Origin of the sequence: Rhizobium phaseoli (assembly GCF_003985125.1) — a bacterium.
In the GTDB taxonomy this organism is placed as follows: Bacteria; Pseudomonadota; Alphaproteobacteria; order Rhizobiales; family Rhizobiaceae; genus Rhizobium; species Rhizobium phaseoli.
The window spans coordinates 136,542-162,875 of sequence record NZ_ML133566.1 but is presented as its reverse complement, the minus strand read 5'-3'; the positions used below and the strand labels follow the sequence as shown (position 1 = coordinate 162,875).

The 26,334-nt window shown below is 62.2% G+C and carries 19 protein-coding genes; 14 read left to right on the top strand and 5 right to left on the bottom strand.

Annotation, left to right across the window (positions count from 1 at the left end; all coding sequences use genetic code 11):
• The first annotated feature begins 33 nt into the window (after positions 1-33).
• Genes EFD56_RS03875 through EFD56_RS03865 form a run of 3 tightly spaced genes read left to right on the top strand, consistent with a single transcriptional unit; the run spans position 34 to position 3,063 of the window.
• Positions 34-1,107, top strand: coding sequence for an ABC transporter ATP-binding protein (locus EFD56_RS03875; protein WP_126904706.1), 1,074 nt, complete (start codon positions 34-36; stop codon positions 1,105-1,107).
• Positions 1,104-2,273, top strand: coding sequence for an ABC transporter permease (locus tag EFD56_RS03870; RefSeq protein WP_126904705.1), 1,170 nt, complete (start codon positions 1,104-1,106; stop codon positions 2,271-2,273). Before EFD56_RS03875 ends, EFD56_RS03870 begins: the two co-directional genes overlap by 4 nt.
• A gap of 1 nt (position 2,274) precedes the next feature.
• Positions 2,275-3,063, top strand: a complete 789-nt coding sequence (locus EFD56_RS03865; protein WP_126904704.1) for an ABC transporter permease — start codon at positions 2,275-2,277, stop codon at positions 3,061-3,063.
• A 40-nt stretch (positions 3,064-3,103) separates the two neighbouring features.
• On the opposite strand, the gene EFD56_RS03860 is transcribed toward EFD56_RS03865, so the two are convergent.
• Positions 3,104-5,518: a DNA translocase FtsK gene (locus EFD56_RS03860; RefSeq protein WP_126904703.1), complete on the bottom strand. Its 2,415-nt coding sequence runs from the start codon at positions 5,516-5,518 to the stop codon at positions 3,104-3,106.
• Positions 5,519-5,689: 171 nt separating this feature from the next.
• Positions 5,690-8,683: a DNA polymerase I gene (gene polA, locus EFD56_RS03855; protein ID WP_126904702.1), complete on the bottom strand. Its 2,994-nt coding sequence runs from the start codon at positions 8,681-8,683 to the stop codon at positions 5,690-5,692.
• A 438-nt stretch (positions 8,684-9,121) separates the two neighbouring features.
• Between polA and EFD56_RS03850 the strand changes: the two genes are divergently transcribed.
• Complete coding sequence (locus EFD56_RS03850) at positions 9,122-9,538, top strand: MarR family winged helix-turn-helix transcriptional regulator (protein WP_004674042.1); 417 nt, start codon at positions 9,122-9,124, stop codon at positions 9,536-9,538.
• 6 nt (positions 9,539-9,544) lie between these two features.
• Here the strand turns inward: EFD56_RS03850 and EFD56_RS03845 are convergent, their stop codons facing one another.
• A complete protein-coding gene (locus tag EFD56_RS03845) occupies positions 9,545-11,932 on the bottom strand; it encodes a bifunctional diguanylate cyclase/phosphodiesterase (protein ID WP_126904701.1) in 2,388 nt (795 codons plus the stop codon).
• A 212-nt stretch (positions 11,933-12,144) separates the two neighbouring features.
• Between EFD56_RS03845 and EFD56_RS03840 the strand changes: the two genes are divergently transcribed.
• The 7 genes from EFD56_RS03840 (at position 12,145) to EFD56_RS03810 (ending at position 21,936) form a co-directional block, all read left to right on the top strand.
• The gene (locus tag EFD56_RS03840) at positions 12,145-13,533 is read left to right on the top strand and encodes a dipeptidase (RefSeq protein ID WP_126904700.1); all 1,389 of its coding nucleotides are present in this window, start codon (positions 12,145-12,147) and stop codon (positions 13,531-13,533) included.
• A 366-nt stretch (positions 13,534-13,899) separates the two neighbouring features.
• Positions 13,900-14,619 carry an SH3 domain-containing protein gene (locus EFD56_RS03835; protein WP_126904699.1) on the top strand — a complete coding sequence of 240 codons (720 nt, stop codon included), beginning with the start codon at positions 13,900-13,902 and terminating at the stop codon, positions 14,617-14,619.
• A 498-nt stretch (positions 14,620-15,117) separates the two neighbouring features.
• Complete coding sequence (locus tag EFD56_RS03830) at positions 15,118-15,339, top strand: hypothetical protein (RefSeq protein WP_041683818.1); 222 nt, start codon at positions 15,118-15,120, stop codon at positions 15,337-15,339.
• 247 nt (positions 15,340-15,586) lie between these two features.
• Positions 15,587-17,908, top strand: coding sequence for a transglycosylase domain-containing protein (locus tag EFD56_RS03825; RefSeq protein ID WP_126904698.1), 2,322 nt, complete (start codon positions 15,587-15,589; stop codon positions 17,906-17,908).
• 347 nt (positions 17,909-18,255) lie between these two features.
• Positions 18,256-20,175, top strand: coding sequence for a molecular chaperone DnaK (gene dnaK / locus EFD56_RS03820; protein WP_126904697.1), 1,920 nt, complete (start codon positions 18,256-18,258; stop codon positions 20,173-20,175).
• 85 nt (positions 20,176-20,260) lie between these two features.
• Positions 20,261-21,388, top strand: a complete 1,128-nt coding sequence (dnaJ, locus tag EFD56_RS03815; protein WP_004672627.1) for a molecular chaperone DnaJ — start codon at positions 20,261-20,263, stop codon at positions 21,386-21,388.
• A gap of 347 nt (positions 21,389-21,735) precedes the next feature.
• Complete coding sequence (locus EFD56_RS03810; protein ID WP_004672628.1) at positions 21,736-21,936, top strand: hypothetical protein; 201 nt, start codon at positions 21,736-21,738, stop codon at positions 21,934-21,936.
• A gap of 119 nt (positions 21,937-22,055) precedes the next feature.
• Here the strand turns inward: EFD56_RS03810 and EFD56_RS03805 are convergent, their stop codons facing one another.
• On the bottom strand, positions 22,056-22,424 hold the full coding sequence (locus tag EFD56_RS03805; protein WP_010010244.1) for a helix-turn-helix domain-containing protein: 369 nt from the start codon (positions 22,422-22,424) through the stop codon (positions 22,056-22,058).
• A 398-nt stretch (positions 22,425-22,822) separates the two neighbouring features.
• Between EFD56_RS03805 and recF the strand changes: the two genes are divergently transcribed.
• From recF to EFD56_RS03790, 3 genes are read left to right on the top strand one after another with little or no spacing between them, the layout of a single operon-like run.
• A complete protein-coding gene (gene recF / locus EFD56_RS03800) occupies positions 22,823-23,947 on the top strand; it encodes a DNA replication/repair protein RecF (protein ID WP_126904696.1) in 1,125 nt (374 codons plus the stop codon).
• A complete protein-coding gene (locus tag EFD56_RS03795) occupies positions 23,944-24,768 on the top strand; it encodes a molybdopterin-synthase adenylyltransferase MoeB (protein WP_126904695.1) in 825 nt (274 codons plus the stop codon). Before recF ends, EFD56_RS03795 begins: the two co-directional genes overlap by 4 nt.
• Positions 24,765-25,253: a GNAT family N-acetyltransferase gene (locus EFD56_RS03790; protein WP_126904694.1), complete on the top strand. Its 489-nt coding sequence runs from the start codon at positions 24,765-24,767 to the stop codon at positions 25,251-25,253. Before EFD56_RS03795 ends, EFD56_RS03790 begins: the two co-directional genes overlap by 4 nt.
• A gap of 6 nt (positions 25,254-25,259) precedes the next feature.
• Here the strand turns inward: EFD56_RS03790 and EFD56_RS03785 are convergent, their stop codons facing one another.
• Positions 25,260-26,261, bottom strand: coding sequence for a 2-hydroxyacid dehydrogenase (locus EFD56_RS03785; RefSeq protein WP_004672637.1), 1,002 nt, complete (start codon positions 26,259-26,261; stop codon positions 25,260-25,262).
• Between the last annotated feature and the right edge of the window lie 73 nt (positions 26,262-26,334).

Below are 26,334 nucleotides of genomic sequence, written 5' to 3'. Positions count from 1 at the left end.
CCCAAGAGCCGACTATCCGAACGGAGGGCCACCATGGCTGCGCCGCGCATACGCTTTGAAAGAATCTCCAAATCCTTTGGCCTGCATCAGGTCGTCAAAGACCTGTCGCTCGACATCGAGAGGGGCGAATTCGTCAGCCTTCTGGGACCTTCGGGTTCAGGCAAGACGACTTTGCTGATGATGCTGGCCGGTTTCGAAAACCCGACCGCCGGCGGCATTTTTCTCGACGGCCGCCGCATCGACCATCTGCCTCCGCATCGGCGCGAAATGGGTGTCGTCTTCCAGAACTATGCGCTCTTTCCGCATATGTCGATCGCCGACAACATCGCCTTTCCTCTCAGGATGCGCGGTGTCGGTCGCAGCGAGATCGAAGAGCGTGTGAAACGCGCCCTTGAGATGGTGCAGCTATCGGCCATGAGCGGCCGCAAGCCCGCCCAGCTTTCGGGCGGTCAGCAGCAGCGCGTGGCGCTTGCCCGCTCCCTGGTGTTCGAGCCGACGGTGGTGCTGATGGACGAGCCGCTCGGGGCACTCGACAAACAATTGCGCGAACAGATGCAACTCGACATCCGCGCCCTTCACAAGCGCCTGGAGCTGACCGTGGTGTTCGTGACCCATGATCAATCCGAGGCGCTGACCATGTCGGACCGGATTGCGGTCTTCAACCATGGCAATATCGAGCAGATCGGTTCGCCGCGTGAAATCTACGACCGCCCGCAGACACGCGTCGTCGCCGAATTCATCGGCGAAACCAATCTGATAGAAGGAACGGTCAAGATGACGGGCACGGCCGGCACTTCGGTCGAGATCGCCGACGGACGGCATGTGATCGTGCCTGGCAGTAATTCCCTCGCCGTCGGCAGCCGTGTCCATATCTCGGTTCGCCCCGAGCGCATTTCCTTGGCGGCTCGCGGCATCGGCGCGGCGGCGAACGCCCTGCCGGCAAAAATACTCGATAGCGTCTATCAGGGCGACCATTTGCGGGTTCAGCTCGATGAGGATGCCTTCCGCTTCGTGGTCCGGACCGACATGCGATCGGCGGAGTGGCCGGTCGGAGCCGATGTGGTGGCGCACTTCACGCCGGATGACTGCTGGGTGATCGCGGCATGAATGCTTTCCGTCGACATACCGGCACCTTTGCCCTCGTCCTTCCCCTGACCCTGTTCCTGGGCGTCTTCTTCATCTGGCCGCTTCTGACCGTGCTGCAACAGGCGGTGTCCGATCCGGTCGTCAGCAAAAACCTGCCGCGGACGACAGCTGCGGTCTCGGCCTGGAACCTGACCTCCGAACCCTCCGACGAAATGCGAACAGCCCTTGTCGACGACCTGAAATCGCTCGACGACGACCAGAATCTGGGAGAGGTGGTGCGACGGCTGAACAGCGCCCAGCCGGGTTTCCGCACATTGATGCGAAAGACCGTCGCAGCCGTGAGAGATAGCACCGGGCCGATAGACCTTCGAGAGGTGGACACCCGGTGGAACGACGCTGCCTTCTGGCGGGCGATCGCCGAAGCCACCGAGCCCTACACCGATCGCAACCTGCTTGCCGCAGTCGATCTTCAGCATGACGCGTCGGGCACGATCGTGGCGATGCCGGCCGGAGAGTCGGCCAATCAGGCGATTCTTCTGAGAACATTCGCGGTGGCCGCCGTCGTGACCCTGGCGACCTGTCTCATCGGCCTGCCTTACGCGATGCTGGCCGCCGCCGCGAGCGGCTGGCGGCGGCAGCTCCTCCTTGCCGCGGTGCTCCTGCCATTGTGGACATCGCTGCTGGTGCGCACCGCGGCCTGGTACGTCCTCCTTCAGGACAAGGGGCTCATCAACTCCCTTCTCGTGTCGCTCGGTCTCCTCAGCGGTCCCCTGCCGCTTCTTTTCAACCGGACGGGTGTCGTCATCGCCATGACGCATGTGTTGCTGCCCTTCATGGTTCTGCCGATCTACAGCGTCCTCATCGCGATCCCGCGAAATCTCATGCCGGCGGCAGCCTCTCTCGGCGCGCGGCCGATCCGGGCCTTTCTGCATATCCTGTTGCCGCTGGCGCTCCGCGGCATCGCCTCGGGCGGACTGCTCGTGTTCATGGCAGCGCTCGGTTACTACATCACGCCGGCGCTCATCGGCGGGCCGAAAGACCAGATGGTCAGTTCGGTGATCGCCTTCTACGCCACGGGCTCCGCCAATTGGGGCATGGCCGGTGCGCTCGGCATGGTGCTGCTCGCCGTGACAATCGTGCTCTACGGCATTTACGGCCGGCTTTCCATGAAGACGACGGGGGCATGACATGACAATTCGGTTGCTAAAATTTCTGTTCGGCGCGGCAACGGTCATTTTTCTGCTGGCTCCGCTTTTGGCGATCCTTCCGATCGCATTTACCTCCAGCAGTTTCCTGGCCTACCCCATTCCGTCTTTTTCGACTCGCTGGTTTGCGGAACTGGCTACCGAGGACGCCTGGCGACGGTCCATCGTCAACAGCTTGCTGATCGGGGCGGGGACCACCGTGCTTTCAACCCTGCTCGGCATTCTGGCCGCACTGGCGCTGCGCCGGCGCGTTGTTTTTGCCGCGGCGCTGAGGACGATATTCCTCCTGCCGATGGTCGTTCCCGCCGTAGTGCTCGGCGTCGGGCTGCAGATCCTGTTTGCCGGCCTCGGATTTCCCAACACTTTTGCGGCCGTCATCGTGGCGCATACGGTTGTCGCCGTGCCCTTTGTGCTGGTCAGCATCACCGCCTCGCTCGAGGGCATCGACTATCGGACCGAGCGTGCGGCCGCGAGCCTCGGGGCTTCTCCGGCAAAAGTCTTCTGGAAAGTGACGCTGCCGCTCGCCATGCCCGGCGTACTCTCAGGCGCGGTGCTTGCCTTTGCGACATCGCTGGATGAAGTCGTGCTGACGCTGTTTGTCGCTGGACCAAACCAGTTGACGCTTGCGCGCCAGATGTTCTCGTCGATTCGCGAAAACATCAGCCCGGCCATCGTGGCCGCAGCATTTCTGTTTATCGTCGGGACGATCTTTCTCGGAGGCCTGCTCGCTGTGGTGCACAAACGCACCGCCCGGTCTGCGGCCCCATCCTGAGGCCAAAGCCGTACGTCTTTCGAGGCGCCGACGGCTCCGGTTACTCGCCGTCGCCCCGCCCCGATACGATCTCGCGCTTGCCGACATGATTGGCCGGGCCGACGAGGCCTTCCTTTTCCATGCGTTCGACCAGTGAAGCGGCGCGGTTATAGCCGATGCCGAGGCGGCGCTGGATGTAGGAGGTCGAGCACTTCTTGTCGCGCATGACGACCTTGACTGCCTGCTCGTAGAGCTCGTTGCCATCCTCGGAGGCCATGGCGCTCTTGTCGAACACGGCGCCGGCCTCTTCCTCTTCCGGCTCTTCCTCTTCGTCGGCGGTGACGGTGTCGAGATATTCAGGACGCCCTTGCGTCTTCAGATGGGCAACGACCTTCTCGACCTCGGCATCCGAAACGAAGGGACCGTGCACGCGGGCAATCCTGCCGCCGCCCTGCATGTGCAGCATATCGCCTTGGCCGAGCAACTGCTCGGCGCCCTGTTCGCCAAGGATGGTGCGGCTGTCGATCTTCGAGGTGACCTGGAAGGAGATGCGGGTCGGGAAGTTTGCCTTGATCGTGCCGGTGATAACATCGACGGACGGACGCTGGGTCGCCATGATCAGATGGATGCCGGCGGCACGCGCCATCTGCGCCAGACGCTGGATCGCGCCTTCGATCTCCTTGCCGGCGACCATCATCAGGTCGGCCATCTCGTCGACGATGACGACGATATAGGGCATCGGCGCGAGATCCAGCTCCTGCTGCTCCTCGATCGGCGCGCCGGTTCCCTTGTCGAAGCCGGTCTGGACCATGATATGGATGGTCTCGCCCTTTTCGCGCGCCTGGCAGACGCGGCCGTTATAGCCGTCGATGTTGCGCACGCCGAGGCGCGACATTTTGCGATAACGCTCCTCCATCTCGCGCACGGCCCATTTCAGCGCCATGACCGCCTTCTTCGGATCGGTGACGACCGGCGTCAGCAGATGCGGGATGCCGTCATAGACGGAGAGTTCGAGCATCTTCGGGTCGACCATGATCAGCCGGCACTGTTCCGGCGTCATGCGGTAGAGCAGCGACAGGATCATCGTGTTGATGGCGACCGATTTTCCCGAGCCGGTGGTGCCGGCGACGAGCAGATGCGGCATCTTCGCAAGCTCAGCGATCACGGGTTCACCGCCGATGGTCTTGCCGAGGCCGAGCGCCAGCTTATAGCCGCTCTTGTCGAAATCCTGGCTCTCGATCATCTCGCGGAAATAGACAGTCTCACGGGTGACATTCGGCAGTTCGATGCCGATGACGTTGCGGCCGGGGACCACGGCGACGCGGGCCGAAAGCGCCGACATCGAGCGGGCGATATCATCGGCGAGGCCAATGACGCGCGATGACTTCACGCCGGGCGCCGGCTCGAATTCATAGAGGGTGACGACGGGACCGGGGCGGACATGAATGATCTCGCCCTTGATGCCGAAATCCTCAAGCACGCTTTCCAGGAGACCGGCATTCTGCTCCAGCGTCTCCTGCGACATGATCTCGCCAAGCCGTTCCGGCGGCTCCTGCAACAGGGCGCGCGGCGGGAATTCATAGCCGGAGGCGTCGATCCTTTCCGGCCTTGCCATCAGGCGCGGCGACGGCAGGACGGCGGCGACCGGCAGCGTCGGCCGGGGCGCTGGCGCCGCCTGGGGCAACGGTGTCGCCTGCGGCAACGGTGTAGCCTGGGGCAACGGTGTAGCCTGGGGCAGCGGTGCCGCCTGGAGCACCGGTGCAGCCTGCGGCATTGGCGCAGTCTGGGGTACCTGGGGCGCGCCTCGAGGCGCCAGCACGATCGGCTCCGGAGCACGAGCCGGCTTTTCCAGGGATAGCGCGGCCGGCGGCCGCAGGGCTGCCGCTGCGGGTCTTGCGGCCGGCGGCTGGATCGGGCGCGATGCGGCGGGAGCCGGTTTCGGCGCGCCAGGACGCCATTCCATGATGCGGAACAGGGCGGTGATTGATTCGGGCGTGATCTCGATCTTCGGAACAACGATCGAGGGTGTGCGGACCGGCTCGCCCTCTTCGAAGGCCATGACCTCCCAGAAGGCGAAATCGGAAATCGAAGACAATTCGGAAGCCGCGCGCAAGGCGGGCGTCTCCGCCCGGCCAGGGGCCGGCGGCGGCGGCGTCTCGATCATCGGAGCCGGCGCTGCGGCAAGCTCGCTCGGCTCCGGCAGATAGATGTCGAAAGGCACATCGACGGCGACCGGTTCGATCCGTATCGCCTGCTGCTCGAGCTGCGGCTCGTCGTGAACGGGCTCGTTCGGCGGACGGCGCCGGCTGATCAGCGTTTCCGGGGTGCGGGTGAAACGAACATTCGGCGCGAGCGAGAAGTTGCTCTGCCAGATCGGCGCCGGCGGCCTTTCGCCGGGATTTTCCTCCGCAAGCTCCGTTTCAAGCCCGCTGGAAAAATCTGCGGCATCCGTCAAATTGGTTCTGGGAAAACGCATGCGTCCGCTACTCACTCATGCCTAACAAATTACGACCCTACCGGGATAGAAAAGGAAGGTTAATAAGTTCCTTCCAGCCGCATCGTTCCGATACAGCGCCCAGAGGCGAACCGTTATGATTTCAATGAGTTGCGTAAAACGGAAAAATCTTTTTGCGTTTTGGGGAGGCGCTCAATGCGCCTCGTCCCAATTGGTGGCGGCGCGGGCATCGACGCGCAGCGGCACGCGCATTTCGAGCGCCGGCATGGTGGCGTTTTCCATGACCGAGACGATGATCGGCATCGCCTTGTCGACATCCTCATCCTCGACTTCGAAGATCAATTCGTCATGCACCTGCAGCAGCATGCGGACGCGCTCAGCAAGGCCGGCTTCAGCCAGCGCCGGCTCGATCTTGATCATCGCCCGTCGGATGACGTCGGCGGCCGAGCCCTGGATCGGCGCGTTGATCGCCGCCCGCTCGTTGAAGGCGCGCACGGAGGGATTGGACGAGCGGATTTCGGGATAGTTGATTCGCCGGCCGAAGATCGTCTCGACATAGCCTTTGTCGCGCGCCATGGCCTTGCGGCTTTCCATATAGTCGCGGATGCCGGGAAAACGCTCGAAATATTTCTTAATATAGTCGCCAGCTTCCGACCGCTCGATCGACAGCTGATTGGCAAGGCCGAAGGCCGAAATGCCGTAGATGATGCCGAAATTGATCGCCTTGGCGCGGCGGCGCACCTCGCCCGGCATGCCCTCGACCGGCACGCCGAACATTTCCGAGGCGGTCATCGCATGGATGTCGACGCCATCCTCGAAGGCCTTGGTCAACTGCGGGATCTCGGCCACATGGGCAAGCACGCGCAGTTCGATCTGGCTGTAATCGGCGGAAATCAGCTTGTGGCCCGGTGTCGAGATGAAGGCGGTGCGGATCTTGCGGCCTTCGGTGGTGCGCACCGGAATGTTCTGCAGGTTCGGTTCCGAGGAAGACAGGCGGCCTGTCGTCGTCGAGGCCAGCGAGTAGGAAGTGTGGACCCGCTTGGTCTCCGGATGCACATAGCCGGGAAGCGCATCCGTGTAGGTCGATTTCAACTTGGTGAGCTGGCGCCAGTCGACGATCTTGCGCGGCAGTTCGAACCCGGCGGCGGCGAGATCCTCGAGCACCGAGGCGGAGGTCGACCATTGCCCGGTCTTCGTCTTGCTGCCGCCGGCAAGACCCATCTTGCCGAACAGGATATCCCCGAGCTGCTTTGGCGAGCCGATATTGAAACGCTCGCCGGCCAGCGTGTAGATCTCGTCCTCCAGGCGCGCCGCACCTTGAGCCAGTTCGCCGGACAGGCGCGACAGGATCTGCCGGTCGACGGTGATGCCCCGCGCTTCCATCCGCGCCAGCACCGGCAGCAGCGGCCGCTCCAGCCGTTCATAAACGCTGGTCAGCCCGGCTGCCGCCAGCCGCGGCTTCAGCACCAGCCAGAGGCGCAGCGTCACATCGGCGTCTTCGGCGGCATAATGGGTGGCGCGATCGATATCGACCAGATCGAAGGTAACGTTCGCCCTGCCGCTGCCGGCCACGTCCTTATAGGGGATCGGCGTATGGCCGAGGAATTTTTCCGACAGCGGGTCCATGCCATGGGCGCCGGTGCCGGCGTCGAGCACATAGGAGATCAGCATCGTGTCGTCGAAACTCTTGGTCTCGATGCCATAGCGTTTCAACAGCAGATAGTCGTATTTCAGATTCTGGGCGACCTTCAGAACCGATTCATCCTCCAGGAGTGCCTTCAGCCGCGGCAGCGCATCACGCATAGGGACCTGATTTTCGGCAAGGCCGCCGCCGAGCAGATCGCCGACGCCGTTCTTGTGGGCAAGCGGCACATAGGCGGCGCGGATCTTCGTGCCGCTGGGATCGGCGACGTTGTCGGCGATCGCCATCGAGAAGCCGACGAGCTCGGCCTGCATGGCGTCAAGCGAGGTGGTCTCGGTATCGAAAGCCACGAGACCGGTGTCGCGCGCATCGGCGATCCATCGGTCGAGCGTGGCAAGATCACGGATCATCACATAGGCGGAATGATCGAAGGGCAGCGCCGCAAAGGCCTCGGCCCGCGCCTTGGCAAGATCGGCAGGCGAAAAGGCGCCTTCGACGCCAGCCTTCGCACGCGGCGGCACAGGCACGGATTGCCCTGAAACCTCGGGAATGCCGCCGGCGACGGGCGCCGGCTCGGCCGCATCGAGATCGGGACCATGGGCGGCGTCACCCCATTCGATGCGGACGACCGCCGGTTCGATGGCGCTCGCATCGCAATCGCAGACTTCCGCGACCCGCCGCGTCAGCGTCGTGAACTCCATCGTCTTGAGAAAGCCGATCAGCTTCGGACCGTTCTGCGGCTCCAGCACCAGCGCGTCGAGATCGAGATCGAGCGGCACGTCGGTGCGCAGCCGCACGAGGTCGCGGGAAAGCCTCGCCATCTCGATGTTGGCAAGGATCGTCTCGCGGCGCTTGACCTGCTTGATCTCGGTGGCGCGTTCGAGCAGCGTGTCGAGATCGCCGTATTCCTCAAGGAGCTGGGCAGCGGTTTTCGGGCCGATACCGGGAATGCCGGGCACGTTGTCGACCGAGTCGCCGGTCATAGCCTGCAGGTCGATCATCTTTTCCGGCGGCACGCCCCATTTCTCGATCACGTCGGGAATGCCGATCTGCTTGTCCTTCATGCTGTCGTACATGTGGACGTTCGGAGTGACGAGCTGCATCAGATCCTTGTCGGAGGAGACGATGGTGACATCGGCACCCACGGCTTCGGCCTGGCGGGCATAGGTGGCGATGATGTCGTCGGCTTCGAAGCCTTCCGTTTCGATGCAGGGCAGATTGAAGGCGCGGGTTGCCTCGCGGATGAGCCCGAATTGCGGGACGAGCTCTTCGGGCGGGGCCGAACGATTCGCCTTGTAAGCGTCGTAGAGATCCTTGCGGAATGTCTTGGCGGAATAATCGAAGATGACGGCAAGATGGGTCGGCGTCACCCCGACATCGGTATTGCGCGCGTCCCTCAAGAGTTTCCACAGCATGTTGCAAAAACCGGAAACGGCGCCGACCGGCAGACCATCCGTCTTGCGCGTCAGCGGCGGCAATGCATGAAACGCCCGAAAGATGAATCCGGAACCGTCGACTAGGAAGAGGTGATCGCCTTTTTTCATGCGTGCATGGATAGCGCGGGCTCGGAACGAGGTCCATATAAAGTTCGGCGCGCCAAGAGATAATGGCGTCAGCTTCAAGGAATTCCGCAGAGGGCAGTCCTGCTCACCAAACTGTTACCGATTTGTAACGTGGTGTGACCCTTGAAAAACCACATTCGCAGTTACAAATCCATGTCACCGGCGCTTGATCGTGCCGAGGGTCTGATCACCGGCTTGTCCCCCGCCGCATCAGGCTTGGACAAAGGCCTTATCCCCCTCTCCGGGCCTTTGTCCCCATTTTAAGGTCGCCATGGCCAACCTCCAGGCCATGGCGACTTTTGTTTTTCCAGCACTGGAAACAATGGGCGGAGCCTGCATTTTTTGGAGCGTCCTATGCGATTTGCTGCATTGTCTCCGGCATGGTTTTGAGCCTAACTTGCAATCATGGGATTTAACCGCATGGATTCGGGAGCTTACCTTGCCAGTCAGCTGGCGAAGGGTTTTGCCCGCTCGCTACACCGGCGCGCGGTCGGGCTCGGTTTTTCTCCGGGTCAGTTTCCCATTCTGCTGGAACTCTGGGGCGAAGACGGCCTGACCCAGAAACAGCTTCTCGAGCGGGTCGATATCGAGCAGGCGACCATGGCCAATACGCTGTCGCGCATGGTTCGCGACGGGCTGATCGAACGCCGGCCGCATCCATCCGACAAGCGGGCGCAACTAATCTTCCTGACGCCGAAGGCGCGCGCCATGGAAGCAGAGGCAATCGAAAGCGCGCGCGAGGCCGACCTCGCGCTGTTTAAGGGCTTTCGGACTTTCGAGCGCGAGCTGACGCTCGAATATATCCGCCGGCTGCTGGAGAACGCCAAGGCGCTCTGACCGGCATTACTCGCCGGCAAGACGGGCGGGTCGCCGCCCCGGTATCGACGGGTCGTCCGTTTGGGCTGTCGAGGCCAGGAAGCTTTCGCGGGCAGCGAGCTTGATGCTCGGCTCGACATCCGGTCTGCCGAGCAAAAACCCCTGGACCTGCGCACAGCCTTCTTCGACGGCGATCTGGCGCTGCGCCTCGGTTTCGACGCCCTCCGTCACCACAGGCATGCCGAGGCTGTGACCGAGGCCGATGATCGCGCGCACGATCGAGCGCGCCGCCGCGTCATGCTCCAGCATGCCGGTGAAGCTGCGGTCGACCTTGATCTTGTCGAAAGGGAAGGTTCGCAGGTTGGAAAGCGAGGAGAAGCCGGTGCCGAAGTCGTCCATGACGATGTGGACACCCAGACAGCGCAGACGCTGCAGCGTGGCCATCACCCGGTCGCGATCACGGATGAGAGCGGCCTCGGTGATCTCGATTTCCAGCCGGGCGGGCGCAAGCTCCGTTTCCTTGAGGATAGCCTCGATCCGCTCGCAGAGGTTTGGCAGCATGAACTGCACCGGCGAAACATTGACGGCGATCCTCAGCGGTTGCGGCCAGCGAGCAGCCTCCTTGCAGGCCTGGTGCAGCACCCATTCGCCGAGCTGGACGATCGACCCGCTTTCCTCGGCGATCGGAATAAAGATATCCGGCTCGCTCAGGCCATGGCCCGGCCGGTTCCAGCGCATCAAGGCCTCGTAACCGCTGATCTCGCCGCTCTGTGCATCGAGAACCGGCTGATAGCTGACATGGATCTGATTGCGGGTGATGGCGTGGCGCAGTTCGCTTTCGATCTGGCGGCGGGCTCGCGTGGCCTCGTCCATTTCCGCATTGAAGAAACAGGCTTTGCCGCGGCCGCCGTGCTTGACCCGATAGAGTGCGATATCGGCGTTGTTGCAGATCTCGTCCGGATCGCTTCCGTCGGCCGGATAAAGAGCGATGCCGAGGCTGACGCCGACAGCGGTCGGGTCGCGCGCCATATCCATCTCGGCGGCGAATTCGTCGAGGATCGCGGCTGCGAGCTTCTGCGCCGCCGCCGGTTGCTGTCCGGCGGACTGAATAATGGCAAACTCATCGCCGCCGAGACGGGCGATCGTATCGCGTTCATCGGCCACGCGACGCAGGATTGCAGCGACTTTGCAAAGAATGCGGTCGCCCTCGGCGTGGCCGAAAATATCGTTGACGGTCTTGAAGCGATCGAGATCGATATAGAAGAGGGCAACCTCGCTGTTCTTTCCCTTGGCCATCTGCAGCGCCTGACGGATGCGCTTATCGAACAACGACCGGTTTGGAAGGTCGGTGAGAACATCGTGGTGGGCGAGGTGCTCGATGATCTCCTCGGCCTGCCGGCGCTCGGTGAGATCGCGCACCGCCAGCACGTCGCAGTTGTGGCCGCGATAGACGATCCTGCTCGTGTTCACTTCGACGGCGATCTCCCTGCCGTTCCTGGTGTTGAGCAGCGTCTCGCCGGGCCTGTTCTGTCCCTGGACGGCGGTTAAGACAACGGAGGGCGCCTTGCCCGAGAGATCGGCAAGCTTCCAGCCGGAAAGTCCCTGAAAGCGTTCATTGGTATCGATAATTCTGCCTTCCCGCAGGATCAGCAATCCTTCCTGCGACGCATTTGCGAGTCCCCTCAGATCCGTCAGGTGGCTTTCGACAAAGGCCACGGCAATCGCGATCAGAATGAGAGCCGTGGCCGCCACCACGACGATCGTTGCCAGCAGGCTGGTATCCAGCACCGTTGCCGGAACCTCTTTGCCGGGATCGGGCACGAGCGTGATGCTGGCCATCGAAATGAAGTGGAGTGCGCAGATCGCAAGGACGAAGGTGATCGAGGAGGCGAGGAGCCGTCTCAGTCCCTTCAATTGGAAGAAGGCGTGGAAGGCAATGCTCGACAGCAGCGCCCCCGCGACAACCGCAGCCACGGTCATATACGGATCGTAGAGGATTTCCGCCTGTGTCTCGATCGCCTGCATGCCGGTGAGGTGCATCGCGGCGATGCCGAGCGCCATCAGCACACCGCCCTGGATGGACGAAAACCTGCCCCGGCTTCGCGAAGCGACGAGGATCGCCGCCCACGAACCGACCACAGACAAGAGGAAGGAAAGCGCCGTCAGGCCCAGCTGGTAGCTGATCGGCATGCCGCCGTCATAGGCCAGCATCGCGATGAAATGGGTTGCCCAGACGCCGGTGCCGAACGCGAATGCCGACGCGCCGATCCAAAGCTTGCGACGCCCGGCATCGCATTCCTGGGCGCGGGAAAGCGGCAGCATCGCTGCCATTGCGCCGATCAGGCAGACCACGCCCGCCGCGAGCACCAGCCGCCAATCGTGATCGTCGCGAATACAAGTAATGACCGAAAACATCTCACCCCTCGTATAGCTGTATTCGGTCAGGCTAGTTTGGTTGTCCTAAATAACTGTAAATTGAATTAGGATGTTCTTCTATACAATCTGACAAATCTTCCCGACGCTGATCCAGAGCTGGCCAGTCCGTCACACCCGGTTTTGCTTTTTCCGCCTCGCCTGCCCTGCTGGTTTGGTCTATCGTCCGGCCAAATTTCAAAAAGGAGTCGAAAATGACGGATGTACAACAGGTGCTTGCACGCGCGGATCAGAACCTTTCCTCAAGTCTGGAAAAGCTGTTCGAGCTTCTGCGCATCCAGTCGATTTCCACCGATCCGGCCTTCAAGGCAGAATGCCGGAAAGCCGCCGAATGGCTGGTCGCCTATCTCCAGGGCATCGGCTTCGAGGCTTCGGTGCGTGACACGCCCGGCCATCCGATGGTGGTCGCCCACCATGCCGGGGCCTCCGCTGATGCGCCGCATCTTCTGTTCTACGGCCATTACGACGTGCAGCCGGTCGATCCGATCGAGCTCTGGGAAAACGATCCGTTCGAGCCGTCGATCAAGGATATCGGCGAGGGCCGCAAGATTCTGACCGGCCGCGGCACATCGGATGACAAGGGCCAGCTGATGACCTTCGTCGAAGCCTGCCGTGCCTATAAGGAGATCAACGGCGCCCTTCCCTGCCGCATCACCATTCTCTTCGAGGGCGAGGAAGAATCGGGCTCGCCGTCGCTGAAACCTTTCCTCGAAGCCAATGCCGCCGAGTTGAAGGCCGATTATGCGCTTGTCTGCGATACCGGCATGTGGGACCGCGACACGCCGGCAATCGCCGCGGCACTGCGCGGCCTCGTCGGCGAGGAGGTGGTCGTCACCGCCGCCGACCGCGACCTGCATTCCGGCCTGTTCGGGGGTGCAGCGGCAAATCCGATTCACATTCTCGTCGAGGCGCTTGCCGGCCTGCATGACGAGACGGGGCGGATCACGCTCGACGGCTTCTATGACGGCGTCGAGGAAACGCCCGACAACATCAAGGCATCCTGGGAGACGCTCGGCAAGACCGCGGAAACCTTCCTCGGCGAAGTCGGCCTCTCCATTCCCTCCGGCGAGAAGGGCCGGTCGGTGCTGGAACTGACCTGGGCGCGGCCGACTGCGGAGATCAACGGCATCTGGGGCGGATATATCGGCGAAGGCTTCAAGACGGTGATCGCCGCCAAGGCCTCGGCAAAGGTTTCGTTCCGGCTCGTCGGCACTCAGGAGCCGACCGCCATCCGCGAGGCTTTCCGCAGCTATATCAGGTCGAAAATTCCGGCCGACTGCTCGGTGGAATTCCATCCGCATGGCGGCTCGCCGGCGATCCATCTCTCCTATGACTCGCCTCTGCTGACCAAGGCAAAGACGGCGCTTTCCGACGAATGGCCGAAACCCGCCATCGTCATCGGCATGGGCGGCTCGATCCCGATCGTCGGCGACTTCCAGAAGATGCTCGGCATGGAATCGCTGCTCGTCGGCTTCGGCCTCAGCGACGACCGCATCCATTCGCCGAACGAAAAATACGAGCTTGTCTCCTATCACAAGGGCATCCGCTCCTGGGTGCGGATTCTTCAGGCGCTTGCCGCCTGAGAGACTGGTGCGTCTTACGCAGCGCGAAAAATCGTGACAACAAAAAGGCCGGTTCAAACCGGCCTTTTCGTCATCCGCTTGTCTCAGTGCCAGTTCATCCGTGGTCAAGGGGAAAGCGGTATTGCAACGAGACTGCCTTCGAAAGGTTAACGAGCGGTTAACGACACTTGCGCAACGTCTCCATCACAAAATCCCCCTCGTTCAAGCTGCGTTCATCGCGACCTCAATATAAGCCTTTGAAAGACAAAGAAAATGGTGACGCCCTAACAAGTGCCGGCGATCGCTCTAACTTTGTACCTTATGGCATATGCCTCAAGGGAGCGCAGCCAAGCGCTGCTCAAAACACGCCAACGAGGAGTGAGAAGCGTGAAAAACCTCATCGTCAAGATCGCCGCGGCCGCACTGCTTGTGCTGGCTCCGGCGATAGCCCAAGCCGCCGAGGGTTACTCGACGGCGAATGTCAACATGCGTGCGGGACCGAGCACGCGCTATCCCGCCGTCGCAGTCATCCCCGCCGGTTCTTCCGTCGAAATCCGCGGATGTCTTTCCGACGTCAACTGGTGCGACGTCGAGTTCTACGGCGGCCGCGGCTGGGTTTCCGGCCAGTATGTGCAGGCCGTCTACCAGCAACGCCGTGTCTATGTCGGTCCCGAATATTACCGTCCGCTCGGCATTCCGATGGTTACCTTCAGCGTCGGCAATTATTGGGACCGCTACTACCGCCACCGCGATTTCTATCGCGAGCGTGACCGCTGGAGCCGCGGCCCCTACTATTATTACCGCGACCGCGACTACCGGGATCGGGATTACCGGCCGCGCGAGTATCGGGATCGGGACTACCAGGCCCGTGAATACCGGGATCGGGATTACCAGGCCCGCGAATACCGGGATCGTGACCGGGACCGGCGCGACGACGACCGCAGGGAGGAACGCCGCAGAGAGGTCCGCAGGGATGACGACAACAGGAGTTCGAATTTCCGCGATCTGCCGCAGTTCAGGGGCGGGAAGGCCGATACCTACAACCGCCCGGATCCCAGGGCCTCGCCCTTTGTCTGCCGCCCGGGCGATCCGTCCTGCGACAACTGAATATCGAGGGCGGCAACAATGCCGCCCTTTCCGCACGAGCGGGTTCAATGCGCCGCAGTGCCAGAAAAAAGCCCGGCGCTCCTTTGGGGGATGCACCGGGCCTGATGTCGATCGGCGCGCGTTGAGGGGAGACGGCCGATCATAGGCGGGACGTGAGGGGGGTGTCCCGCTGCTCACTAAACAATCGTCGAGCCTATTGGTTCCGCCCTCTCGCATAATTCCTTAAATCAGAAATCGCATTTGATCGGTGCAACGCGTCGCTGGTCTTTATTTCTGCCACGCATGGCCGCCAAGGGCGGTCTGCGACAGGCAGGCGGCCTGCCGGCCTCAGCGCGCGTGACGCAAGGGCAGCGAGGCTGCGGCTGGGGAAGCCCTGGTCCGCGCCAGATCGACGACAATTTGCTGTGAGTGCAGCAGGTCGCTCTTGTTTTGCCGCATTCCTTATAGCAATTTTGCAGTATGCGGATCGATCTTGATCCGTTCGAGGCTGGAACCCTGATGACGCAAGACTACCTGGCTCTCTTCGGGCTGTTCGGCCCCCGGCCAGCCGCCACGGACGTTACCGTTTGGCATAAATACAACCCCATCCTTCCCGTACGCCTGACCGATGGGGCAAGCCTGAACCCTTCCGGCCAGATCTGGCGCCGCTTTCATCTGGGCGAGTGGGAATATAAGCAGGATCCGGAAACGCTCGACGATTACGAAGCCCGCCAATATTGAAGCGGCAAGGCGAGGCCGTCGTTTGACGACCTTTAACACCCCGTTAAATCGCCGCAATTACAGTTCAACCGGATGATCGCGTCGGCTGCTGCGTCGTTCCTTGAACCGGAAGCGGTTGAAGGCAAATCATGCAGCCCTTCGAAGGGCTATAGCGTTCTTTGGGCGTCTGGAAAGACACGCGGCGCTGCAGGGGCGCCTTTATGCGAAGCGGGCTTCGCGATCGAACAGGGGATGCGACCGGTCGGCGATGGCAGGCAGAGGCAGATCAAGCGACAGAATAGAACCGTCCTTCAGCGGCCGCCCGGCCCGCGACGATGACGAATTTTCGCTCGATGCCGATGACCGCGTCGTCGGCAGCAGATCAACACGGCGCGGCGGTTCCAGGCCCCCGCCCCAGCGTCCCGCCCGCCAGCGGCGGCGCGAGCCGCGCGAGCGTGACGGCGGCGGCTTTTTCGGCTTTCTGCGCCGTGTGGTCTACTGGTGCGTCGTGCTGTTCATCTGGGCCGGTATCGGTGTTGCCGGCCTTGTCGTCTATTATGGTTCGCGCATGCCGAGCGCCAGCACATGGGCGATTCCCGAGCGGCCGCCGAACGTCAAGATAACCGCCGTCGATGGCAGCGTCATCGCCAACCGCGGCGCCACCGGCGGCGAGGCGCTGTCGCTCGAAAACATGTCGCCCTATATTCCCGAAGCCGTCATCGCCATCGAGGACCGGCGCTTCTATTCGCATTTCGGCGTCGATCCGCTCGGCCTCGGCCGGGCGATCGTCACCAATTTCACGGCCGGCCACATGGTGCAGGGCGGCTCGACGCTGACGCAGCAGCTTGCCAAGAACCTCTTCCTCTCTCCGGAAAGAACCCTGGAGCGCAAGGTGCAGGAAGTGCTGCTCTCGCTCTGGCTGGAGCAGAAATACACCAAGGACCAGATCCTTGCGATGTATCTCAACCGGGTGTTCTTCGGATCGAACGCCTATGGCGTCGAGGCGGCGTCAAGGCGCTACTTCAACAAATCGGCGCGCGACGTGAATCTCGGTGAAGCCGCCGTGCTGGCCGGCCTGCTCAAGGCGCCGTCACGGCTTTCGCCGGCCCGCGACGCCGAAGCCGCGAACGCACGCGCCCAGCTCGTTCTCGCGGCGATGCGCGAACAGGGTTTCATCACCGATTCCGAGGTCAAGACCGCGATGTCGCAGACCCCGGCTTCGGCCAAGAGTTATTGGTCGGGCGCCGGACATTATGTCGCCGACATGGTGATGGATGAACTGCCGGGCCTGATCGGCGACGTCAAGGAAGACGTCATCGTCGATACGACCATCGACAAGTCACTGGAAAAGAAGGCCGAGCAATCGCTGGTCGATGTGCTCGACAAGGAAGGCGGCAAGCTCGACGCCTCGCAGGCAGCCCTCGTCTCGATCGACGGCACCGGCGCCATCCGGGCGCTGGTCGGCGGCAGGGACTATGCAACGAGCCAGTTCAACCGTGCCGTCAAAGCCAAGCGCCAGCCGGGATCCTCGTTCAAGCCTTTCGTCTATGCCGCAGCACTGGAAAAGGGGCTGACGCCGTTTTCGGTGTTCAACGACGCGCCGATCCGCATCGGCGACTGGACACCGGAAAATTACGAGAAGAAATACAATGGCGAAGTGACGCTCGCCACTGCGCTTTCCAAGTCGCTGAACACGGTTGCCGCGCAGCTGGTGATGTATGACGGGCCGGATCAGGTGATCAAGCTTGCCCATCGGCTCGGCATTGAAAGCGAGCTGCAGCCAAACGCCTCGATTGCGCTCGGGACATCAGAAGTGTCGCTGATGGAACTCACCGCCTCCTATGCCGCCTTCATGAACGGCGGCTACAAGGCGACGCCGCACGTCATTCGCCGGGTGACGACCGCAGAGGGCAAGGTTCTCTACGAAAATACCTATGACAGCCCGCCGCGTGTGCTGTCCGAGCAGATCGCCGCCGAGATGGATGCGATGATGATGGGCGTCATCGATAACGGCACCGGCAAGAGCGCCAAGATCCCTGGCTGGCAGGCGGCGGGAAAGACCGGTACGACGCAGAATTCACGCGACGCGCTCTTCGTCGGCTTCACCAGCAACCTCACCACCGGCGTCTGGTTCGGCAATGACGACGGCAAGCCGATGAAGAAGGTAACGGGCGGCGGCCTGCCGGCCAAGGCCTGGAAGGAATTCATGATCGCCGCCCACAAGGGTCTTTCGCCGGCGCCGCTCTTCGGCAACGGCCAGCTGATCGGCGATCCCAACGGCCAACCGATGGCGCAAACGGCACCGGACGGCGGGCAGCCGGTCACGGCCGAGGCGCCGCCGACGACGATCGGCGGCATTATTTCCGGTGTCTTCGGCGGCAACGAGAATGCCAATCGCTATCCGCAGGCGCCCGTGCGGCAGCAAGCTGTGCCGTCAGGAAACGGTCCGGTTCCGCCTGCCGACATTGCCGAAGGCGACGGGTCCGGCTATGGAAACGTCGTGCCGCCGGGCGATGTCGGGACGCCGCAGACGACCTCTTCGGTGCAGCCGCGACGCACCACGTTGCTCGATCTGATCATGGGCCAGTGAGATTTTTGCATCGCGACCCTTCAGATTCGCCTGCGATGTTCAGGGCCTTCGCCTCTCGCATGTCTCTGCAGCAAAACCGCCGCACGCCGTTGCAGAACATGACAGAAATCCACCGCTTTCCTGCTATGGGCAGAACGCTTTCCCGGCTGCCGTCAAAATTGGAGGCAACACATTCGTTTTGCTGGATTCCGGGCTATTTCCCGCCTTGCAGTCCAGAAAACCGCTCCTTATATACGCCGCATCACCGCAATCACGATTGCGTAATCTTAAGTAGACCCATCCCGTAAGGGGCTGTCAGGGAAATGCCTTCTGGGGGTTCCGACAGCTTGCTTCAAGGAGAGAATGACATGGCAAAAGTAATTGGTATCGACCTTGGAACGACGAATTCCTGCGTCGCAGTCATGGACGGCAAGGACGCGAAGGTCATCGAGAATGCGGAAGGTGCGCGCACGACCCCTTCCATGGTGGCATTTTCCGAGGATGGCGAGCGCCTCGTCGGCCAGCCGGCCAAGCGCCAGGCGGTCACCAACCCGACGAACACGCTTTTTGCGGTCAAGCGCCTGATCGGCCGCCGCTACGAAGATCCGACCGTCGAGAAGGACAAGCATCTCGTTCCCTTCAGCATCGTCAAGGGCGACAATGGCGACGCCTGGGTCGAAGCCAATGGCAAGGGCTACTCGCCCGCACAGATTTCCGCGATGATCCTTCAGAAGATGAAGGAAACGGCCGAATCCTATCTCGGCGAAAAGGTCGAGAAGGCGGTCATCACCGTTCCGGCCTATTTCAATGACGCCCAGCGCCAGGCAACCAAGGATGCGGGCAAGATCGCCGGCCTCGAAGTGCTGCGCATCATCAACGAGCCGACCGCTGCCGCTCTCGCCTACGGCCTCGACAAGAAGGACGGCAAGACGATCGCCGTCTACGACCTTGGCGGCGGCACCTTCGATATTTCGATCCTTGAGATCGGCGACGGCGTCTTCGAAGTGAAGTCCACCAACGGCGATACCTTCCTCGGCGGTGAAGACTTCGACATGCGTCTCGTCGAATATCTCGTTGCCGAATTCAAGAAGGACAACGGCATCGACCTGAAGAACGACAAGCTTGCCCTGCAGCGCCTCAAGGAAGCTGCCGAAAAGGCCAAGATCGAGCTGTCCTCTTCGCAGCAGACCGAAATCAACCTGCCGTTCATCACGGCCGACGCCTCCGGTCCGAAGCATCTGACGCTGAAGCTGACCCGCGCCAAGCTCGAGAGCCTGGTCGACGACCTCGTCCAGCGCACGATCGCGCCTTGCAAGGCCGCTCTCAAGGATGCCGGCGTCACCGCTGCCGAAATCGACGAAGTTGTTCTCGTCGGCGGCATGAGCCGCATGCCGAAGGTACAGGAAGTCGTCAAGCAGCTGTTCGGCAAGGAGCCGCACAAGGGCGTCAACCCGGATGAAGTCGTCGCTCTCGGCGCCGCCATCCAGGCCGGCGTTCTCCAGGGCGACGTCAAGGACGTTCTGCTCCTCGACGTGACCCCGCTGTCGCTCGGCATCGAAACGCTCGGCGGCGTCTTCACCCGCCTGATCGAGCGCAACACCACGATCCCGACAAAGAAGAGCCAGACCTTCTCGACCGCCGAAGACAACCAGCAGGCCGTCACTATCCGCGTTTCGCAGGGCGAGCGCGAAATGGCTGCCGACAACAAGCTGCTCGGCCAGTTCGACCTCGTCGGCCTGCCGCCGTCGCCGCGCGGCGTGCCGCAGATCGAAGTGACCTTCGACATCGACGCCAACGGCATCGTCCAGGTTTCGGCCAAGGACAAGGGCACCGGCAAGGAACAGCAGATCCGCATCCAGGCTTCCGGCGGCCTCTCCGACGCCGACATCGAGAAGATGGTCAAGGATGCCGAGTCGCATGCGGCCGAAGACAAGAAGCGCCGTGAGGCCGTGGAAGCCAAGAACCAGGCCGAAAGCCTGATCCACTCGACGGAAAAGTCGCTGAAGGATTACGGCGACAAGGTTTCCGAAGCCGACCGCACTGCGATCTCGGATGCGATCGCCGCGCTGAAGTCCGCGACCGAGGCGACCGAAGCCGACGCCGAAGACATCAAGGCCAAGACCCAGACGCTGATGGAAGTTTCCATGAAACTCGGCCAGGCGATTTATGAAGCACAGCAGGCCGAGGGCGGCGCTGCTGCCGATGCCTCCGCGGAAGAAGGCGGCGACAATGTCGTCGACGCCGACTACGAGGAAATCAAGGACGACGACCGCAAGAAGTCCGCGTAATCTGCGGCGGCGTGGTAATGCTTCAACACCTGATCCGGCTGCTCACCATGGCAGCCGGAAATCCATTTCCGGGGTCTAATCCTTAATGGCAAAAGCGGACTTTTACGAAACTCTGGGTGTAGCCAAGTCGGCGGACGAGAAAGAGCTGAAGAGCGCCTTCCGAAAGCTGGCGATGAAATACCATCCGGACAAGAACCCGGATGACAAGGACGCCGAACGGAAGTTCAAGGAAATCAACGAAGCCTACGAGATGCTCAAGGACCCGCAGAAGCGGGCGGCCTATGATCGTTACGGCCATGCTGCCTTCGAACATGGCGGCATGGGCGGCGGTGGCGGCGGCTTTGCCGGCGGCGGCTTCTCCGACATCTTCGAGGATATTTTCGGCGAGATGATGGGCGGCGGCCGGGCGCGCCAGCGCTCGTCGGGCGGGCGCGAACGCGGCGCCGATCTTCGCTACAACATGGAAATCACGCTGGAAGAGGCCTTTTCCGGCAAGACGGCGCAGATCCGGGTGCCGACGTCGATCACCTGCGACGTCTGTTCGGGGTCGGGCGCAAAACCCGGCACGCAGCCGAAGAACTGCGGCACCTGCCAGGGCTCGGGGCGCGTGCGCGCGGCGCAGGGCTTCTTCTCGATCGAGCGGACCTGCCCGACCTGCCACGGCCGCGGCCAGATCATTCCCGATCCCTGCCCGAAGTGCCACGGTCAAGGCCGGGTGACGGAGGAGCGTTCGCTTTCGGTCAACATTCCCGCCGGCATCGAGGACGGCACGCGCATCCGCCTGCAGGGCGAGGGCGAAGCCGGGGCGCGCGGCGGCCCGGCGGGCGATCTCTATATCTTCCTGTCGGTGAAGCCGCATGAATTCTACCAGCGCGATGGAGCCGATCTCTATTGCGCCGTCCCGATCTCGATGACGACGGCGGCGCTCGGCGGGACCTTCGACGTGGCGACGCTCGACGGCACCAAATCGCGGGTGACCGTGCCCGAGGGCACGCAGGCGGGCAAACAGTTCCGCTTGAAGAGCAAGGGCATGCCGGTGCTGCGTTCGGCGCAGACGGGCGACCTCTATATCCAGATCCAGATCGAGACCCCGCAAAAACTCACCAAGCGCCAGCGCGAGCTGCTGCAGGAGTTCGAGCAGATTTCCTCCAAGGAGAACAATCCGGAATCGACGGGCTTCTTTGCCCGGATGAAGGAATTCTTCGAAGGCTAGAGCCTATGGAAGGTCTCTAAGCCGCGACCGGAATAGTCGTTTCGAAAGCCGGGGCACGGAAACGTCCCCGGCTCTTTCGTTATGCCGACCCGTTTTGGCACGTCCGCGCGGCGCATCGGGCACGCATTGACACGGCAGCCGGAAGAAAGTCGGCTGGCGTTAACGCAGCCGGATAATGGCGCTTGCAAGTTTTCCAAATGAATTCAGTCTCTGTCGCCAGCGCATGCCCCGGAGATCGGAACCGGTTTTCGAAGGATCAGGCGCAGATTGGAATGATGGAGCGATCACAGCCGTCCTTTCGGGCACTGCGCTCTGTTCGGGGAACAACCAAAACAAGAGTAACTGCCATGGCGCCAGCCTTCTCCTCTCAGCACGACGACGTCGACGTTCTCGCCGGCGCCATTTACACATGGTGCGCCGAGCGCAACATCAAGCTTCGCAGCCAACAGGGCCTGTCGATCGCCAGTATCGCGATCGACCTCTATCATGCCGGCCACCAGACGCAGGACGATCTGCTGACGGCGTTGCACGAGCGCGAATTTCACTGACACGTCTGATCGAACGCGGACGTCGCGGCGCGTTTCTGCTCTCGCTGTTCATGGGCTTGCCCGAAACCCGGCGCTAGCAGATCACATTGTCTGCGGGGAAGCTGATTTCCCGGTTCGGATCAAGCGGCGTTTTCGGCCGCCTGCCCACTGCTTATAAGCGTGAGGATGGTCTTGACCGCTTCCTTGCCTGCCGGTGAATTCAGCTTGTCGTAACTCAGGGCAAGCGCATAGGCGTCCGGGCTGAGCTCGATACGGCTGCCGAATTGCGGCATGTCGGCTCCCTCGAAAAGAACCGAGATTTCGACATCGAGAAAAACCGCGATCTGATGCAGTTTGCTGGCAGAAACGCGGTTCGTCCCCTTTTCGTATTTCTGAATCTGCTGGAAGGTCAATCCAAGTGCTTCACCAAGCTCGAGCTGAGAAACCCGGCGAAGGGCGCGAAGCTGTCTTATGTTGTGACCAACGATAATATCAACCGGATCTGGCACTTACATTCTCTCATACGCAAACGTTTCGTTTACCATAACGTTTCCCTCGCATAACTCAACCTTTCAGTTGCAAAATTCAACCGACTTTTTCTGGGCTTTACCTTACGTCAGCGATCCCGAAAAATGCAGCGGATCCCCTGGCTGCCAGGCAGTTTGAAAGCAATGACGATGGCTGTCCGCGGCTGAGGAGACGATGACGGATCGCTTCGATGCGGTTGTATTTTTTTGGGATTTGCCAGAAAAGCGTACCGAACAGTTCCGGAATCAGCGCTCACTTGCGGGAACATGCGGAAATGCCGCCCGGTTATTTTACGCGCGATCTGGGGCGGCGGAACCGCAAGCCTTGCCATCGACGCCGCTTCGGCATAGCTGTCAGGCTTCACCAACCCGGACACGCGATGCCGCACAAGGTTTCTCTTTCCCGTCTGAAGCTGACAGACTTCCGCAACTATGCGGCAGTGAGCCTTGCCCTCGACAGCCGGCACGCCGTGCTGACGGGAAACAACGGCGCCGGCAAGACCAATCTCATGGAGGCGGTTTCGCTGCTGTCGCCGGGCCGGGGCCTGCGCCGCGCCGCCTATGGCGATATTACCCGCGTCGGCGCGGCCGGCGGCTTCTCGATCTTTGCCGCGCTTGACGGCATGGAGGGCGAAGTCGAGATCGGCACCGGCATCGAAGCGGGCGAGGAGACCACTACGCGCAAGCTGCGTATCAACGGGACGCCGGCAAAGACCGCCGACGAACTCACCGATCATCTGCGCCTTCTTTGGCTGACGCCGGCAATGGACGGGCTCTTTACCGGCGCCTCCTCCGACCGCCGACGTTTTCTTGACCGGCTGGTGCTGTCGCTCGATCCCGCCCATGGCCGCCGCGCCAGCGATTTCGAGCGGGCCATGCGCAGCCGCAACAAGCTGCTGGATGAGGGCCGCTTCGATCCTTCCTGGCTTGCCGGCATCGAGGAGCAGATGGCAAGCCTCGGCATCGCCATGGCGCTCGCCCGGCAGGAAATGCTCGGCCTGCTCGCCCGGCTGATTGAGGAAAGGCCGGAGAGCTCGCCCTTCCCTTCGGCATCGTTGCAGCTTTCGGGCTTCATGGACGGCCAGTTCTCCCGCCCCTCGGTCGACCTCGAGGACGAATATGCGGCGATGCTGGCGGAGAGCCGGTACCGCGACGCCAGTGCCGGGCGCACGCTGGACGGGCCGCACCGGGCCGATCTCATCGTCCATCACCGCGAGAAGGCGATGGAGGCCGAGCGTTGCTCAACCGGTGAGCAGAAGGCGCTGCTCGTCGGCCTCGTGCTTGCACATGCGCGGCTCGTCGGCAATCTGACCGGCCATGCACCGATCCTGCTGCTCGACGAGATCGCCGCCCATCTCGACGAGGGCCGCCGCGCCGCGCTGTTCGATCTCATCGACGGGCTCGGCGGCCAGGCTTTCATGACGGGCACGGATCAGACAATGTTTTCAGCGCTCGCAGACCGGGCGCAGTTCTTCACCGTTGCCGACGGAAAGGTGTTCGGATGAGGAAGGCGGCTTTTCCCGGCGTCGGGCATCATGATAGCATCGCCGCCATGGAACCGCTCAGCCCCGACGAAATTGCCCGATATCACCGTCACATCCTGCTCCCCGAGATCGGCGGCGCCGGCCAGCAGAAACTGAAGGCCGCGCGCGTGCTGGTGATCGGCGCCGGCGGCCTCGGAGCGCCGATCCTCCAATATCTGGCGGCAGCCGGTGTCGGCACGCTCGGCATCGTCGATGATGACCGGGTGTCGCTCTCCAACCTGCAGCGCCAGGTGATCCATGATTCCGGCACGATCGGCGAATTGAAAACCGAAAGTGCTGCGCTCGCCATTGCCAGGCTCAATCCGCATGTGCGGCTCATCCGCTTCGAAGAACGGTTTTGCGCGGAGACCGCCCAGCGGCAACTCTCCGGCTTCGACCTGCTGATCGACGGTTCCGACAATTTCGACACGCGTTATGCCGCCGCCGACGCCGCTGAAGCGGCGCGGATTGCGCTTGTTACCGGCGCGGTCGGGCGTTTCGACGGTTCGCTGACGGTCCTCAAGCCCTATGAGACCAGCGAGGACGGAACAGCAAATCCCAGATATCGCGACCTGTTTCCTGAAGCGCCGCCGGCGGGTCTGGTCCCCTCCTGCGCCGAAGCCGGCATCATCGGCGCGCTGACCGGCGTCATCGGCACGATGATGGCGATGGAGGCGATCAAGCTGATCACCGGCGCTGGCGAACCGCTGATCGGACGGCTGCTGCTCTATGACGCGCTCTCGGCCCGGTTCGACACGATACGGTATAAACGCCGCCGGGAGAGGCAGGGGCAGGCCGTATGACGATCGTCCGCCTGGATCGGAGCTTCACGCGCTGGGACGAACTGCTGGCACTCATCCTCGCCGCCTTCGCTTCGATGAACGGCAGGATCGACCCCCCATCCTCCGCACTCAAGCTGACGACGAGGTCGCTGGCCGAAAAGGCCGAGGCCGAGATCGGTCATGTCGTCATCGAAAACGAAAGGCTGATCGGCTGCCTGTTCCTGCGGTCGGAAGCGGACTGTCTCTATGTCGGCAAGCTGGCCATTCTGCCCGAGGCTCAAGGCAAGGGGCTCGGCAAGCGGCTATTGGCAATCGCCGAGGAGACCGCGGCAGCGCTTGGCCTTGCCGCTTTGCGGCTGGAGACGCGCATCGAACTCACCGAAAATCATGCCGTCTTTGCCGCCTGGGGATTTTCGAGAACCGCCGAGAAGGCGCATCCGGGCTTTGCCAGAACCACCTTCATCGAGATGCGGAAGTTGCTTGCGCCTCGGACCCCGACCGTCTGAACCGGATCAACGTCCAGGCAGCACCCGGTTCGGCGGCCTGTGACCGTCGATGAAGGTGCGGATATTGATGATTACCTTGTCGCCCATATCGATGCGGCCTTCGATCGTCGCCGAGCTCATATGCGGCAGCAGCACGACCTTGCCCTCATTGGCGAGCTTGACGAGCTTCGGGTTGACGGCCGGTTCGTTTTCGAAAACGTCGAGGCCGGCACCGGCGATCTTGCCCTCCCTCAGGCATTTGATCAGCGCGCTTTCGTCGACCACGTCACCGCGGGCGGTGTTGACGAGGTAGGCGGTCGGCTGCAGCAGCGCCAGGCGGCGTGCCGAGATCAGATGAAAGGTTGCCGGCGTCGACGGACAATTGACCGAGACGATGTCGACGCGGGCGAGCATCTGGTCGAGGCTTTCCCAATAGGTTGCCTCCAACTCGTCCTCGACGGCCGGATTGACGCGCTTGCGGTTGTGGTAGTGGATCGAAAGGCCGAAGGCCTTGGCGCGGCGGGCCACCGCCGTGCCAATGCGACCCATGCCGACGATGCCGATGCGCTTGCCGTGAATGCGCCGGCCGAGCATCCAGGTGGGAGACCAGCCGGCCCATTCGCCCGGCTTGTCGGTCAACACACGCGCCCCTTCGCCGAGCCGTCTCGGTACCGCCAGAATCAGCGCCATCGTCATGTCGGCGGTGTCCTCGGTCAGGACGTTCGGCGTGTTGGTGACGGTGATGCCCTTGCGCGCCGCCGCCTCGACGTCGATATGGTCGGTGCCGTTGGAGAAGCTGGCAATCAGCTTCATCTGCGGACCGGCCGCTTCGATCAGCGCCGCGTCGATGCGATCGGTGACCGTCGGCACGAGCACGTCGGCGGTGCGGACAGCCGCCATGAGCTCGGGCACGGAGCGCGGCGCGTCGTCGATGTTCAGCTCGGCGTCGAAGAGCTCGCGCATGCGGGTTTCGACGGCATCCGGCAGCTTGCGGGTGATGTAGACCTTCGGTTTTTTCTTCGCTGTCATGGCTGGCTGTGGTGCCTTGTTCAGAGGTCTTTAACCAAGAAAGGTGATAACTTTCTCATTCCGGGCATTTTCT